Raw genomic sequence first — 14,238 nt, 5'->3', positions numbered from 1 at the left:
GACGGTCACCACACAAGTCCGGTTTGACTCTCACATCGATGTCAGACCCTAGCGTGCCACGCATGACCTCACAGACGTCAACTCCCCAGCACAGCAAGCCCGCGGGCCCCGTCAGCGTGATCGGCCTCGGCCCGATGGGCCTCGCGCTCGCCGAAACCCTGCTCGACAGGGGCCACTCCCTCACCGTCTGGAACCGGACCCCCACACGCGCCGACGACCTCGTCGCCCGGGGCGCCCGGCGCGCGCCGACCGCCGCCGACGCGGTGGCCGCGAGCCCCGTCACCGTCGTCTGTCTCAAGGACTACGCGACTCTGTACGACGTCCTCGACCCGGCCGCCGCCGTCCTCGCGGACAGCTTCCTCGTCAATCTCAACTCCGGTACCCCCGACGAGGCCCGTACCGCCGCCGACTGGGCCGCCGGGCACGGCGCCGGTTACCTCGACGGGGCGATCATGGTGCCGCCGCCGCTCGTCGGCGAGCCCGGCGCGGTGTTCCTGTACAGCGGGGCCCGCGACGCCTTCGACCGGCACCGCGACGCGCTCGCCACCCTCGGGGACCCCCGCTACCTCGGTACCGACCCGGGCCTCGCGGTGCTCCACAACGCGGCGCTGCTCACCATGATGTACGCGACGATGAACGGCTGGCTGCACGCCACCGCCCTGGTCGGTTCGGCCGGTGTCACGGCCACCGGGTTCGCGGAACTCGCGCTCGGCTGGTTCATGCCCGCGGTGGTGGACCCCGCGTCCCTGCTCGCCCAGGCGCCCGATCTGGACCGGTCCCACTACCCCGGTGACCTCGGCACCATGGAGATGAACCTCAACGCGCTGGAGCACATCGCCCACACCAGCGCGGAGCAGGGCGTCCACACCGAACAGCCGCTCCTGATGCGGGACATCGCCCGGCGCGCGGTGGCCGAGGGCCATGGCGAGCAGAACTACCTGGCCCTCTTCGAGGTGTTCAAGAAGGCGCTGCCGGCCGTCTGACGGCGCTCCCGCCGGTGCGCTCCAGCCGGGCCGCCTTGAGGGCCATGTGCAGCAGCAGCCGGTCCTCGCCGTCGTCGAGGCGCAGTCCGGTGAGCTGTTCGACGCGGGACAGCCGGTAGTACAGGGTCTGGCGGTGGATGCCGAGTTCGGCGGCGGTGCGGCCCGCCTGGCCCGACAGGTCCAGATAGACCTCGGCGGTACGGGCGAGTTCCTGGTGCGCGGGGGTCAGCAGCTCCCGGGCCGCCGGGTCGGCGGGGCCACCGGTGGGCAGGGCCGTGAGCAGCCGGTACGGGCCGATGGCCGACCACTCGGCCACCGGACCGAACCGGGGCTCGGCCAGTGCCGCCCGGGCCGCCGCCACGGCCTCCTGCCACGCGGTCGCCAGATCCGCCAGCTCACGGCGGGGGTCACCGACCCCCGCCATCGGGGCGCCGTCCGCCGGGGTACGGGAGGCGGCGGGCCGCCGTCCGGGCGGCGGGCCCGCCACCGTGTCCCGCAGCCGGGCGGCGACCGCCACGGCCGGACCCGGGTCGTCGGGGGTGCGCAGCCGTACCAGGACGGCGAGTGCCTGGCCGTCCGGACCCCAGGGCAGCGCGCACAGCGCGGTCGCGGCGGGCAGCGAGCGGGCGGACGGCAGCGGCTGAGCGGAGCCGTCCGGGGCCGCCCAGGGCGCGACGCACACGACCGTGTGCAGCCCGTCGGCGCGGGCGCCCAGCGCCGTGCGCAGCGCGGAGGTGGCCATGTCCCGCTGCCAGCCGCGCTCCGCCGTCAGCACGGCCCGCAGCTCACGGGTGAGGTCCGCGCCCGCCTGTTCCTCGTCCGCGAGCAGGACGCCGATCCGCGCGGCGACGTCCATCGCGGCGGCGAGCCGCGCGTCGGACGGCCCGGGATCGTCGTCCAGCAGCCACACATAGCCGAGGACGACACCCCGATGGCGTACCGGCAGACAGATCCTGCCGCGCATCACCCCCGCCTCCGGGGCCGCCGGGATCCGGACCGGGCCGGTCGCCCGGGTGATGCCGAACCCCTCGAACCAGGCGCGGACCGCCGCGGTGGAACCCCGGGTGAGGATCGAACGGGTCCTGACCGGGTCCATGGCGCTGTCGTCGTCGCTGTCGTGGGCGCCGAACGCGATCAGCCGGAAGTCCCGGTTCTCCAGGGTCGCGGGGGCTCCGAGCAGCGCCGAGATCTCGTCGACGAGCTCCTGGTGGTCGTCCATGTCGCCCTTCACGACTCCCATCATCCGGCACATCCGCCCCTTCCTCATACAGATGTCTGAGATCGCGGGCACGGATGCGTGACAGCTGTCGATGGCCCAGGATCGGAGCGATCCCTAGGTTTCACGGAGGTTCTTCCGCCGTACCCGCAGCGTTCAGCCCCCGTGCCGGACCGTCCCGGGCACGGTCTGTTCGTCTCTCTCCGTGGAGGTGGCCCGTGCTGGGTCCCGTGATTCTCGCCGCTTCGCGCAGCGACCGGATGCGCCGCTTCGTGTCGGCGGCACCGGGCACCAAGCAGGTCGTGGCCCGGTTCATCGCCGGTGAGACCGTCGACCAGGTGATCCCGATCGTGCGCGAGGCCGCCGAGCGGGGCCTGGAGGTCACCCTCGACGTCGTCGGTGAGGACATCACCACCCGCGAGCAGTCCATCGCCGCCCGTGACGCCTATCTGGAGCTGATCGGGCAGCTCGAAGACCTCGGGCTCGGTGAGCGCGCCGAGATGTCGGTGAAGCTGTCCATGTTCGGCCAGGCCCTGGAGGGCGGCCACGAGCTGGCGCTCGCCAATGTGCGGCCCGTCGTCGAGGCCGCCGCCGCGATCGGCACCACCGTCACCCTGGACGCCGAGGACCACACCACCCTCGACTCGATGTTCGCCATCCACTCCGCGCTGCGTGAGGACTTCCCGCAGACCGGTTGCGTCATCCAGGCGTACCTCTTCCGCACCGAGGACGACGCCCGCCGGCTCGCCGCCGAGGGCTGCCGGGTACGGATCGTGAAGGGCGCCTACAAGGAGCCCGCGACCGTCGCCCACCAGGACAAGGCCGAGATCGACAAGGCGTACGTCCGGGTCCTGCGCATCCTGATGGAGGGCGAGGGGTACCCGATGATCGGGTCCCACGACCCGCGCCTGATCTCCATCACCCAGGACCTCGCCCGGCGCGCCGGGCGCAAACTGGACGAGTACGAGTTCCAGATGCTCTACGGCATCCGCAGCGAGGAACACCTGAGGCTGGCCGCCGAGGGACACCGCATGCGCGTCTACACCGCGTACGGAACCGACTGGTACGGCTACTTCATGCGGCGTCTCGCGGAGAAGCCCGCGAACCTGCTGTTCTTCGCCCGCTCCATCCTCACCAAGGGCTGAGCGCTCCCCGACCCCTCCCGACCCTTTAGGAGACACGGAACCCATGGACGCTGTGACCCAGGTCCCCGCCCCGGTCAACGAGCCGGTGCTCGGCTACGCGCCCGGCTCCCCGGAGCGCGCCCGCCTCGAAGTGAAGCTCAAGGAACTGGCCGAGAACCCGGTCGACCTGCCGATGACCATCGGCGGCGAGCGGCGGATGGGCGGCGGTGACACCTTCCAGGTCGTCCAGCCGCACAACCACAAGGCCGTCCTCGGCACCTACCGCAACGCCACGGAGCAGGACGCCCAGGACGCCGTCGACGCGGCCCTGGCCGCCGCTCCGGCCTGGCGCGCGCTGTCCTTCGACGACCGCGCCGCGATCATCCTGCGCGCCGCCGACCTGCTCGCCGGCCCCTGGCGCGAGACGCTCGCCGCGTCCACGATGCTCGGGCAGTCCAAGACCGTCCAGCAGGCAGAGATCGACACGCCCTGCGAGCTCGTCGACTTCTGGCGCTTCAACGTCAAGTACGCCCGTGACCTGCTCGCCGAGCAGCCCCCGGCGAACTCGCCCGGTGTGTGGAACCGTCTCGACCACCGGCCGCTCGAAGGCTTCGTCTACGCGATCACGCCGTTCAACTTCACGGCCATCGCGGGCAACCTGCCGACCGCGCCCGCCCTGATGGGCAATGTCGTGGTGTGGAAGCCGTCCCCGACCCAGACCCACGCCGCCGTGCTGCTGATGCGTCTGCTGGAGGAGGCCGGGCTGCCCAAGGGCGTCATCAACCTCGTCACCGGCGACGGCATCGCCGTCTCCGAGGTCGCCCTGCACCACCGGGACCTCGCGGGCATCCACTTCACCGGTTCCACCCCCACCTTCCAGCACCTGTGGAAGACGGTCGGCGAGAACATCGGCAAGTACCGCACCTACCCGCGTCTCGTCGGCGAGACCGGCGGCAAGGACTTCGTCGTCGCGCACCCCACCGCCGACCGCGGCATCCTGAAGACGGCCCTCACCCGGGGCGCCTTCGAGTACCAGGGCCAGAAGTGCTCCGCGACCTCCCGCGCGTACATCCCCGCCTCGATCTGGAACTCCGGCTTCAAGGAGGAGTTCGCGGCGGAGATCGACGGACTCGCCATGGGTGACGTCACTGATCTGTCGAACTTCATCGGCGCCGTCATCGACGAGCGGTCCTTCGCCAAGAACAAGGCCGCCATCGACCGTGCCAAGGCCGACGACACCTGCACCATCGTCGCGGGCGGCACGTACGACGACTCGGTGGGCTACTTCGTCCGCCCGACCGTCGTCGAGTGCTCCGACCCGGCCAACGAGGTCTTCACCACCGAGTACTTCGGCCCGTTCCTCGCCGTCCATGTGTACGAGGACGACCGGTACGACGCGATGCTCGACCAGATGGAGTCCGTCTCGGACTACGCGCTGACCGGGTCCGTCGTCGCCGGTGACCGCGCGGTCGTCGCCCACACGATGGAGAAGCTGCGGTACGCCGCGGGCAACTTCTACATCAACGACAAGTCGACCGGCGCCGTCGTCGGCCAGCAGCCCTTCGGCGGTGGCCGTGCCTCCGGCACCAACGACAAGGCCGGCGCCCCCCAGAACCTCCAGCGCTGGACCCTGACCCGGGCCATCAAGGAGACCCTGGTCCCGCCGACCGACTACACCTACCCGCACATGGGCTGACCCGACCAGGGCGGTCCTCACCCGGCCGCCCTCCGGCGGTGGCTCCCTTCCCAGCCCAGCCACCGCCCCGCCCGCGCGCGGACCACCCCCCGGTCCGCGCGCGGGCCACAAGCACCGCCCCGGACCCCGGCCCCCCAGCCAGGGTCCGGGGCGGTCTCCATGCCGGGGCCGCTCAGATCTCCACCAGCACCTGGTCCAGCGACTTGCGGACCAGCCCCGGGACCTCGCAGTCGGCGGCGGGATAGCCCACCGGGATCACCGCGAACGCCTTCTCGTTGGCCGGACGGCCCAGCACCTCCCGCAGGAAACCCATCGGGCTCGGGGTGTGCACCAGCGCCGCCAGCCCCGACAGATGCAGCGCGGTCAGCAGCATCCCCACGGCGATCCCCACCGACTCGTCCACGTAGTAGTGCTTGTGCCGGGCGCCGTCCGCGCCGACCCAGTACCGCTGCTGGAACACCACGATCAGCGCGGGCGCGTCCGTCAGATGCGTCTTCACCCCGTCGGTGCCCAGCGGACGCAGCGCCGCGAGCCACTCCTCACCGAGCCGCCCGTCGTAGGAGACCCGCTCCTCGTGCTCGGCGGCGTCCCTGATGAGCCGCCGCACCTCCTGGTCGCGTACCAGCACGAACGTCCACGGCTGCTGATGGGCGCCCGACGGGGCGGTGCCCGCGCACACGATCGCGTCACGCACCACCTCCGCGGGCACCGGGTCCGGCGCGAACCGCCGTACCGTGCGCCGCTGGTCCATCCGCCGCCGCAGCTCGGCGGCGCGTGCGACGGATTCGGCGGCGGGCATCCGCTCCGGCCGGTAGGGCACCGGCCGGTAGGGCTCGCCATGGATCGGGTTCCAGCGCTGTGCCACATCGGTCATGGCCCGAGTCTGCCGGTCACGGCCCCGGCGGGGGAGACAGCCTTCGGGGATAGCCCGGGGCTGCCACCCCCGGACGAGGCCGGGACGGGTACGGGCGACCGGGGAGCCGGACCCGCCGCACCGTCGAAGATCAACTGCATGCAGAATGCACGCATGCAGACGACGAACACGCCGAGGACGGCGTCCGCCGCCGACGCCGCACCGATCAGCCGCTCCCTGGCCCGCGCCTTCCACGACGACCCGATGATGCGCTGGTTCTTCCCCGACGACGCCTCCCGCGAGGAGTCGCTGGTCCGGTACTTCACCACGCTCTTCACCCGGCAGTACGTCCACAACGGCGTCTGCGAGCTCACCGGCTCCGCCGCCGCCTTCTGGGTGCCGGCCGAGGCGCGGGACAAGGCCGTGCCCGACGCGGAGACCGTGCGGGAACTCCAGGACATCCTCGGCGAGCGGGCCGGACTGTTCGGCGAGGCCGTCGAGGCCGCCGCCGCGCACCCGCCCCGGGAACCGCACTGGTACCTCGCGGTGATCGGCGCCGACCCCGCCGCCCAGGGCCAGGGACAGGGGGCCGCGCTGCTGCGCTCGGGTCTCGCCAAGGCCGACGCGGCGGGGATGCCCGTCCGGCTGGAGTCCTCCAAGGCGGCCAACCTCCCCTTCTACGAGCACTTCGGGTTCACCGTCGACGAGGAACTTCGGCTGCCGGGCGGCGGACCCGCGCTGTGGTCGATGTGGCGCGAACCGCGCCCCGGGGCCGACATCTAGAAGGCGCCCCGGAAGGTGCCGGTGGGGCCGGCGGTCGGTGAGGGCCGCCGGTGACCACCGACGACTCCTGTGCACCGCTCCGGCCCGCCGGCCCCGCCGGCATGCACCGCGCGGGGGCCCTGTCACCGGTCGCTTCGGGCCTCTTCCGGCGGAAGTGCGGTTCGGGTCGAGGTGCCGCGCCCCGCACCGGTCCCACCTGCGCACACCCGCGCGGCCGGTCGCCAGGAACGGCCGGAAGCGGTCTGGCACCCGGGCCCGCCCTTGTGGCCGCCCTGGGCAGCTGTGAGCATTCGGACGCACGTTCTGCGGCCGCCGGAGCGAGGGACGATCCGGCGGCCCGATCCGTTGGTTCCGTCCGAAGTGCGACCAACTAGGAGTGCCTCACCCATGATCCGATCGAGACTCCGCACGCTCCTGCTCGGTTCCGGCGCCGCGGCCGCGATGGTGGCCGCCGGGCTGTTCCCGACCGCCGCGTCGGCCTCGGCACCCTCCTCCGAGCGGCCCGCCGACAGCCGCCCGGCCGCCGCCGCGGGCCCGACCGGGGCGGCAGCGGGATTCTGGTCCTGCAGCATCCCGCCCGGCTACACGTACAGCGACACCCAGAACACCCTGAGCTGCGGAGGGACCGGCTTCCGGACCCAGTACTTCGTCCAGCCGCCCACGGACAGCCTCTGGGCGTGCACGATCCCCACCGGGTTCACCTACAGCAGTGTGCAGAACAGCCTGGACTGCTCGGTCAGCGGTTTCCGTACCAAGTACTTCCTGCGCGCGCCCGCCACCGGGATCTGGGCCTGCTCCATTCCCTCGGGCTTCACGTACACGAGCACGATGAGCACCCTCGACTGCTCCGTCAGCGGCTTCCGCACCAAGTACTTCCTGCAAGCCTTCTGACCGGTCACCGGGGCCGCGGTACCCGCCCCGGCCCCGCCCGGCCGCCACGCCCCGCACGGAGCGGCCCGCACTGAACGTCACGCGTGTGCCGCCGCGCCCTCGATCCGGGGGTGCGGCGGCACACGCGTCGCCGTTCCGGCACCGATGTGGCGGGGCCCACACCTCTCCCACCTGCGAGAACGCTGAACCCGTCTCAGATAGTAGGAAGTCCGACTACTTGTAGGGACAGAAGCGCGCTCCTCCCTTAGCGTTGTAGGAGCCGAACATACCGCTCGATCGAGCGGACGCGGTTGTGAGCGTCGCCATCGCGGGTGATCCCCGCGGCGTCAGCTCCCCGCCCTCATCTCGGTGACTCCTCATTCCCGTGCGACCCTCTCCGTGCTTCACGGACGCCAAGGAGCAGATCACCATGAACGACACGACCGTCCGCCGAGTCCGTCACCCCCGTACGAACGAGTCCGAGCGCAAGAACGCCGCCGCCGCCCTCCAGCGCGCGCTGGACCGCCGCGACAACGGCGGCTCCACCGGACACTGAAACGCCCGGCGCGACGCGGGTCCCCGTGACCCGCGCCCGGGGCCGCCGAACCGGGCTGTCCGAATGACGGACATGCCATGTCATCACATGGGACGGGGAGTAGGGTGCGGCGCATGTCTCGCAGCATCAATCTCGCAGTGATCCCCGGTGACGGTATCGGCCAGGAGGTCGTGGCCCAGGGGCTCAAGGTCCTCAAAGTCGTCCTCCCCGAGGATGTGAAGCTGGAGACCAAGGAGTACGACCTCGGCGCCCAGCGCTGGCACCGCACCGGGGAGACCCTCCCCGAAGCGGAGCTGGAGTCCCTCAAGGGGCACGACGCGATCCTGCTCGGCGCGATCGGCGACCCCTCGGTGCCCTCCGGCGTCCTGGAGCGCGGTCTGCTGCTGAAGCTCCGCTTCGCGTTCGACCACTACATCAACCTGCGCCCCTCGAAGCTCTTCCCGAACACCGCGACCCCGCTCGCGGGCCGCCCCGAGATCGACTTCGTCGTGGTCCGTGAGGGCACCGAGGGTCCGTACACCGGCAACGGCGGCTCGCTGCGCACCGGTACGCCCGCCGAGGTCGCCACCGAGGTCAGCCTCAACACCGCCTACGGGGTGGAGCGCGTCGTCCGTGACGCCTTCGAGCGTGCGAACGCCCGCCCCCGCAAGAAGCTGACGCTGGTCCACAAGAACAACGTCCTCGTCTACGCCGGTCACCTCTGGAAGAACACCTTCGACAAGGTCGCCGCCGAGTACCCGGACGTCACCACCGACTATCTGCACGTCGACGCCGCGACGATCTTCTTCGTCACCCAGCCCGAGCGCTTCGACGTGATCGTCACCGACAACCTCTTCGGCGACATCCTCACCGACCTGGCCGCCGCCGTCAGCGGCGGGATCGGCCTCGCCGCCTCCGGCAACATCAACCCGACGGGCACCTTCCCGTCGATGTTCGAGCCGGTCCACGGCTCCGCGCCCGACATCGCGGGCCAGGGCAAGGCGGACCCGACCGCGACGATCCTCTCGGTCGCCCTCCTGCTGCGCCACCTCGGCCAGGAGGCCGAGGCCGCGCGCATCGAGGAAGCCGTCTCCGCCGACCTCGCCGAGCGCGACGGCACCCCCCGCACCACCGACGAGATCGGTGACGCGCTCGCCGCACGCGTAGCCGGCTGACCCGGCGCGTCACACGTCCCGGGGCAGGCCCCGGAACCCCGGGTCCGCCCCGGGGCGGAAGCCGCCGGACCGTGAGGTTCCCGGCGGCTTCTCCTGTCCTCGCGGACACCCGCGGACAGGACCGGACAGCCCGGCGGCCCCTCCCCGCCGGACCGCCGGTACCGGTATCGATCCCGGGGCCGTTCCCGTCACGGGGCCGCACCGCGCGATACTCGGAACCAGGGCCGCGCATACGTCACGTACCGACCCGTATGCCGTGAAGCTCGGACGTCCTAGTATCGTCACGCGCGGGCGTGAGCCGAACGGACAGGCGGGAGCTCGGCCCTCACAACCTACGGTGAAGGACAACGACCCATGACGACGCCCACGATCGAGCTGAAGCCCTCCTCGCATCCGCTGTCCGAGGAGGAGCGCGAGGCGATCCTGCGCAACCCCGGCTTCGGCCGCCACTTCACCGACCACATGGTCACCGTCAAGTGGACCGAGGGCCGCGGCTGGCACGACGCCGAGCTGGTGCCCTACGCCCCGCTCTCGATCGACCCCGCGAACATGACACTGCACTACGCGCAGACCATCTTCGAGGGCCTCAAGGCGTACCGCCGCCCCGACGGGACCGTCGCCACGTTCCGGCCGCTGGCCAACGCCGAGCGGTTCCAGACCTCGGCCCGCCGCCTCGCGATGCCCGAGCTGCCCACCGATCTGTTCATCGCCGCGTGCGACGCGCTCGTCACCCACGACAAGGAGTGGGTGCCGGCCCACGGGGAGCAGTCCCTGTACCTGCGCCCCTTCATGTTCGCCACCGAGGTCGGCCTCGGGGTGCGGCCCGCCTCCGAGTACCTCTTCATCGTCATCGCCTCACCCGCCGGTGCCTACTTCCCCGGCGGTGTGAAGCCCGTCTCCGTGTGGCTCTCCGAGGACTACGTCCGCGCGGTCAAGGGCGGCACCGGCGCCGCCAAGACCGGCGGCAACTACGCGGCGTCGCTCGTCGCCCAGAAGGAAGCGGCGGCCGAGGGCTGCGACCAGGTGGTCTGGCTCGACGCGGTCGAGCACCGCTGGGTCGAGGAGATGGGCGGCATGAACCTGTACTTCGTGTACGGGGACCGGATCGTGACGCCCGAGCTCACCGGATCGCTGCTGCCGGGGATCACCCGCGACTCGCTGCTCACCATCGCGCGGGACCTCGGGTACCACGCGGAGGAGGGGCGGATCTCCACGGAGGACTGGGCGCGGGACGCTGCGAGCGGCGCGCTCACGGAGGTCTTCGCGTGCGGGACCGCGGCGGTGATCACGCCGGTGGGGACCGTCAAGTCGCGGCGGGGGGAGTGGACGCAGGGGGCCGGGGAGCCGGGGGAGGTCACGATGCGGTTGCGCGGCGCGCTGCTCGCCCTTCAGTCCGGGGCGGCCCCGGACCCCTACGGATGGATGCACGACCTGGGGTAGTCCCTCCGGGGCGGCTTCGCCTTCGCTTGCGCTTCTGGGTCTGTCCGGGTGGGCCGCCTGCCCCTGTGCGGGGCGCCTTCGCTCGCGCTTCTGGGGCTGTCCGGGTGGGCGCGCTTGTTCCTGTGGCGTCGCTCGGTGGGTGCGCAGTTCCCCGCGCCCCTGGATGCTGCGCTCTTGCGGTCGTTCTTCGGGTGCGGGGTCGCCCTCGTCTTTTGCGCAGTTCCCCGCGCCCCTGAGGTGCTGCCCGCTTGTGGTCGTTCTTCGGGTGCGGGCCGGTTCTCGTCCTCGCGCAGTTCCCCGCGCCCCTTTGGGGCGCCTCCGGTCTTGTGGGCGCCCGTACCATCTTCGCGGGGGGCGGGTGCAGTCCCTCCGACCGGCCCTGCCGCGGGCCATACCCCGGACCCGAGCACCCGAGGAGCACTTACATGGCCGGTCACGCCCGTACGCGCAAGCACGCACCGCCGCGCGAGGACGTACTGGCCGCCGCCATGACGATGATCGCCGAGCGTGGCCTGGAGAAACTGACCATGGCCGCGCTCGGTGCCGAGGTCGGTATGAGCAGCGGCCACCTCCTGTACTACTTCCGCACCAAGGACGAACTGCTGCTGCGCACCCTGGAGTGGAGCGAGGGCCGTCTCGGCGCCGAACGCGCCCGCCTCCTCAGCGATCCCGGCACCCCCCGCGAACGGCTCGACGCCTTCGTGGGCCTGTATCTCCCCGACGGTCACCGCGACCCGCACTGGACGCTGTGGCTGGAGGTGTGGAACCGGTCCCTGAGCGCCGGCGACGAGAGCCGTGACCGGCAGGTCCGCATCGAGAGCGCCTGGCACCGTGACCTGGTCGCCCTGCTCGCCGAAGGCGTCTCGCACGGCGACTTCCGCTCCCTCGACATCGACCGGTACGCCACGCGGCTGCGGGCCCTCCTCGACGGGCTCAGCATCCCGGTGGCGGTCGGCCTGCGCGGCACGGACCGCGCCCACGCCCTACGCCACACCCAGGACTACCTGGACACCTCCCTGCCCCCCACCCACCCCTGACCCGCACAGCGACCGCAAGCGGGCAGCGCCTCAGGGGCGCGGGGAACTGCGCACAGACGAGGGCGCACCCGCACTCGACCGACAACACCAGGCAGGCAGCGCCCCCCAAGGGGCGCGGGGAACTGCGCAAAAGACGAGAACCGGCCCGCACCCGAAGCACGACGGCAAGGGGGCAGCGCCTCAGGGGCGCGGGGAACTGCGCACAGACGAGGGCGCACCCGCACCCGACCGACAACACCAGGCAGGCAGCGCCCCCCCCAAGGGGCGCGGGGAACTGCGCAAAAGACGAGAACCGGCCCGCACCCGAAGAACGACGGCAAGCGGGCAGCGCCCAGGGGCGCGGGGAACTGCGCACAGACGAGGGCGCACCCGCACCCGACCGACAACACCAGGCAGGCAGCGCCCCCCCCCAAGGGGCGCGGGGAACTGCGCAAAAGACGAGAACCGGCCCGCACCCGAAGAACGACGGTAAGCGGGCAGCGCCCCCAAGGGGCGCGGGGAACTGCGCACCCACCGAGCGACGGCACAGGAACAAGTGCGCCGACCAGGACGGACCTCGAAGGCGCCAACGAAGGCGATCCGTCCAGGTGGTGAGACCAGGGAACGGCAGCCCAGGAACTGTGGCACACTGCCACCCGTGCTTTCGTTCGCCATGATTATCGGCAACAGGCGCGCCGGTCCGCAGGACCGCTGATCCGGCACAACCGGCAGTCAGCGGCCCCGTGCCCCAGACCCGCGCGCAGACCTCTCGCACCCGCGAGGGGTTTTTTCGTTTCCGGGACCCAAACCCCGCCGGAGGCGACCAGCACGCGAGGATGGGGGCAAGTGGAGCCACGTATTCCGGAGCCACGCACCCGACAGGAGTCACCCCGCAATGAGCAGTCAGCCCACAGACGACAGCTTCCACGTCTTCGACACCACCCTGCGCGACGGAGCGCAGCGCGAGGGCATCAACCTCACGGTGGCGGACAAGCTGGCCATCGCCCGGCACCTGGACGACTTCGGGGTGGGGTTCATCGAGGGCGGCTGGCCGGGTGCCAACCCCCGCGACACCGAGTTCTTCGCCCGCGCCCAGCAGGAGATCACCTTCGGCAGCGCCCAGCTCGTCGCCTTCGGCGCGACCCGCCGCGCCGGAGCCAAGGCATCCGAGGACCCGCAGGTCAGGGCGCTGCTGGAGTCCGGTGCCCCGGTGATCACGCTGGTCGCCAAGGCCCATGACCGCCATGTGGAACTGGCCCTGCGGACCACCCTGGAGGAGAACCTGGAGATGGTCCGCGACACCGTCTCCCACCTGGTCGCCCAGGGCCGCCGGGTGTTCATCGACTGCGAGCACTTCTTCGACGGCTACCGTGCCAACCCGCAGTACGCGAAGGCCGTGGTCCGCACCGCGAGCGACGCGGGCGCGGACGTCGTCGTCCTGTGCGACACCAACGGCGGCATGCTCCCCGCCCAGATCCACGCCGTGGTCGCCACGGTCCTCGCCGACACCGGCGCCCGGCTCGGCATCCACGCGCAGGACGACACGGGCTGCGCGGTCGCCAACACCCTCGCCGCCGTCGACGCGGGCGCCACCCATGTGCAGTGCACGGCGAACGGCTACGGGGAGCGCGTCGGCAACGCCAACCTCTTCCCGGTGGTCGCCGCCCTGGAGCTGAAGTACGGCCGCCAGGTGCTGCCCGAGGGCAAGCTCAAGGAGATGACCCGGGTCTCCCACGCGATCGCTGAGGTCGTCAACCTCACGCCCGCCACCCATCAGCCGTACGTGGGCGTCTCCGCGTTCGCGCACAAGGCCGGACTGCACGCCTCCGCGATCAAGGTCGACCCGGACCTGTACCAGCACATCGACCCGGAGCTGGTGGGCAACCGCATCCGGATGCTCGTCTCCGACATGGCCGGGCGGGCCTCCATCGAGCTGAAGGGCAAGGAGCTCGGCGTCGATCTCGGCGGCGACCGCGAGCTGATCGGCCGGGTCGTCGACCGGGTCAAGGAACGCGAGCTGAAGGGCTACACCTACGAGGCGGCCGACGCGTCGTTCGAGCTGCTGCTGCGCGAGGAGGCGGAGGGCCGGGCCCGCCGCTACTTCCGTACGGAGTCCTGGCGCGCGATCACCGAGGACCGGCCCGACGGCAGCCACGCCAACGAGGCCACCGTGAAGCTCTGGGCCAAGGGCGAGCGGATCGTCGCCACCGCCGAGGGCAACGGCCCGGTCAACGCGCTGGACCGCGCGCTGCGGGTCGCCCTGGAGCGGCTGTACCCGCAGCTGGCCAAGTTCGAGCTGGTGGACTACAAGGTCCGCATCCTGGAGGGCCGCCACGGCACCCAGTCCACGACCCGGGTCCTGATCTCCACGGGTGACGGCGAGGCCGACTGGTCGACGGTCGGTGTCGCGGACAACGTCATCGCCGCGTCCTGGCAGGCCCTGGAGGACGCCTACACCTACGGCCTGCTGCGCGCGGGCGTCGAGCCGACGGAGTAGCCCGCGAGCAGTCCCGCCCCCCCCGGGGTGCCCGCGCGGGCACCCCGGGA

General features: G+C 71.8%; 12 protein-coding genes. 10 read left to right on the top strand and 2 right to left on the bottom strand.

Annotated features, from left to right (window positions below):
• The first annotated feature begins 62 nt into the window (after window positions 1-62).
• On the top strand, window positions 63-983 hold the full coding sequence (locus tag OG711_RS11725) for an NAD(P)-dependent oxidoreductase (protein ID WP_073793255.1): 921 nt from the start codon (window positions 63-65) through the stop codon (window positions 981-983).
• On the opposite strand, the gene OG711_RS11720 is transcribed toward OG711_RS11725, so the two are convergent.
• Window positions 958-2,223, bottom strand: coding sequence for a PucR family transcriptional regulator (locus tag OG711_RS11720; protein WP_329563749.1), 1,266 nt, complete (start codon window positions 2,221-2,223; stop codon window positions 958-960). The genes OG711_RS11725 and OG711_RS11720 overlap by 26 nt on opposite strands.
• 194 nt (window positions 2,224-2,417) lie before the next feature.
• Here OG711_RS11720 and OG711_RS11715 point away from each other — a divergent pair, with 194 nt between their 5' ends.
• Window positions 2,418-3,344 (top strand): proline dehydrogenase family protein, encoded by a 927-nt coding sequence (locus OG711_RS11715; RefSeq protein WP_329559207.1) that lies wholly within the window; start codon window positions 2,418-2,420, stop codon window positions 3,342-3,344.
• Between the two features lie 43 nt (window positions 3,345-3,387).
• Window positions 3,388-5,019, top strand: coding sequence for an L-glutamate gamma-semialdehyde dehydrogenase (gene pruA / locus OG711_RS11710; RefSeq protein ID WP_329559206.1), 1,632 nt, complete (start codon window positions 3,388-3,390; stop codon window positions 5,017-5,019).
• A 172-nt stretch (window positions 5,020-5,191) separates the two neighbouring features.
• On the opposite strand, the gene OG711_RS11705 is transcribed toward pruA, so the two are convergent.
• Window positions 5,192-5,893, bottom strand: a complete 702-nt coding sequence (locus tag OG711_RS11705) for a nitroreductase family protein (protein WP_266507842.1) — start codon at window positions 5,891-5,893, stop codon at window positions 5,192-5,194.
• A 153-nt stretch (window positions 5,894-6,046) separates the two neighbouring features.
• On the opposite strand from OG711_RS11705, the gene OG711_RS11700 reads away from it, so the two are divergent.
• The 7 genes from OG711_RS11700 (at window position 6,047) to cimA (ending at window position 14,188) form a co-directional block, all read left to right on the top strand.
• The gene (locus OG711_RS11700) at window positions 6,047-6,655 is read left to right on the top strand and encodes a GNAT family N-acetyltransferase (RefSeq protein WP_329559205.1); all 609 of its coding nucleotides are present in this window, start codon (window positions 6,047-6,049) and stop codon (window positions 6,653-6,655) included.
• A gap of 387 nt (window positions 6,656-7,042) precedes the next feature.
• Window positions 7,043-7,546 carry a hypothetical protein gene (locus OG711_RS11695; protein ID WP_329559204.1) on the top strand — a complete coding sequence of 168 codons (504 nt, stop codon included), beginning with the start codon at window positions 7,043-7,045 and terminating at the stop codon, window positions 7,544-7,546.
• A gap of 409 nt (window positions 7,547-7,955) precedes the next feature.
• Window positions 7,956-8,081, top strand: a complete 126-nt coding sequence (locus OG711_RS11690) for a hypothetical protein (RefSeq protein WP_099280234.1) — start codon at window positions 7,956-7,958, stop codon at window positions 8,079-8,081.
• Window positions 8,082-8,194: 113 nt separating this feature from the next.
• On the top strand, window positions 8,195-9,235 hold the full coding sequence (locus tag OG711_RS11685) for a 3-isopropylmalate dehydrogenase (RefSeq protein ID WP_073793261.1): 1,041 nt from the start codon (window positions 8,195-8,197) through the stop codon (window positions 9,233-9,235).
• Between the two features lie 354 nt (window positions 9,236-9,589).
• Window positions 9,590-10,675: a branched-chain amino acid aminotransferase gene (locus OG711_RS11680; protein WP_073793262.1), complete on the top strand. Its 1,086-nt coding sequence runs from the start codon at window positions 9,590-9,592 to the stop codon at window positions 10,673-10,675.
• A 425-nt stretch (window positions 10,676-11,100) separates the two neighbouring features.
• Complete coding sequence (locus tag OG711_RS11675) at window positions 11,101-11,712, top strand: TetR/AcrR family transcriptional regulator (RefSeq protein WP_329559203.1); 612 nt, start codon at window positions 11,101-11,103, stop codon at window positions 11,710-11,712.
• A gap of 874 nt (window positions 11,713-12,586) precedes the next feature.
• Entirely contained in the window at window positions 12,587-14,188 is a 1,602-nt protein-coding gene (cimA, locus tag OG711_RS11670; protein WP_073793264.1) for a citramalate synthase, read from the top strand.
• Window positions 14,189-14,238: the final 50 nt, after the last annotated feature.

It is taken from the genome of Streptomyces uncialis (genome assembly GCF_036250755.1).
Taxonomy (GTDB): Bacteria; Actinomycetota; Actinomycetes; order Streptomycetales; family Streptomycetaceae; genus Streptomyces; species Streptomyces uncialis.
This window is presented reverse-complemented; position numbering and strand designations above follow the sequence as displayed.

Coding starts and splice junctions, on each gene's coding strand:
- OG711_RS11705 (WP_266507842.1), bottom strand. CDS start 5,893: ATGACCGATGTGGCACAGCGCTGGAACCCGATCCATGGCGAGCCCTAC.
- cimA (WP_073793264.1), top strand. CDS start 12,587: ATGAGCAGTCAGCCCACAGACGACAGCTTCCACGTCTTCGACACCACC.
- OG711_RS11720 (WP_329563749.1), bottom strand. CDS start 2,223: ATGGGAGTCGTGAAGGGCGACATGGACGACCACCAGGAGCTCGTCGAC.
- OG711_RS11695 (WP_329559204.1), top strand. CDS start 7,043: ATGATCCGATCGAGACTCCGCACGCTCCTGCTCGGTTCCGGCGCCGCG.
- OG711_RS11675 (WP_329559203.1), top strand. CDS start 11,101: ATGGCCGGTCACGCCCGTACGCGCAAGCACGCACCGCCGCGCGAGGAC.
- pruA (WP_329559206.1), top strand. CDS start 3,388: ATGGACGCTGTGACCCAGGTCCCCGCCCCGGTCAACGAGCCGGTGCTC.
- OG711_RS11685 (WP_073793261.1), top strand. CDS start 8,195: ATGTCTCGCAGCATCAATCTCGCAGTGATCCCCGGTGACGGTATCGGC.
- OG711_RS11690 (WP_099280234.1), top strand. CDS start 7,956: ATGAACGACACGACCGTCCGCCGAGTCCGTCACCCCCGTACGAACGAG.
- OG711_RS11700 (WP_329559205.1), top strand. CDS start 6,047: ATGCAGACGACGAACACGCCGAGGACGGCGTCCGCCGCCGACGCCGCA.
- OG711_RS11680 (WP_073793262.1), top strand. CDS start 9,590: ATGACGACGCCCACGATCGAGCTGAAGCCCTCCTCGCATCCGCTGTCC.
- OG711_RS11725 (WP_073793255.1), top strand. CDS start 63: ATGACCTCACAGACGTCAACTCCCCAGCACAGCAAGCCCGCGGGCCCC.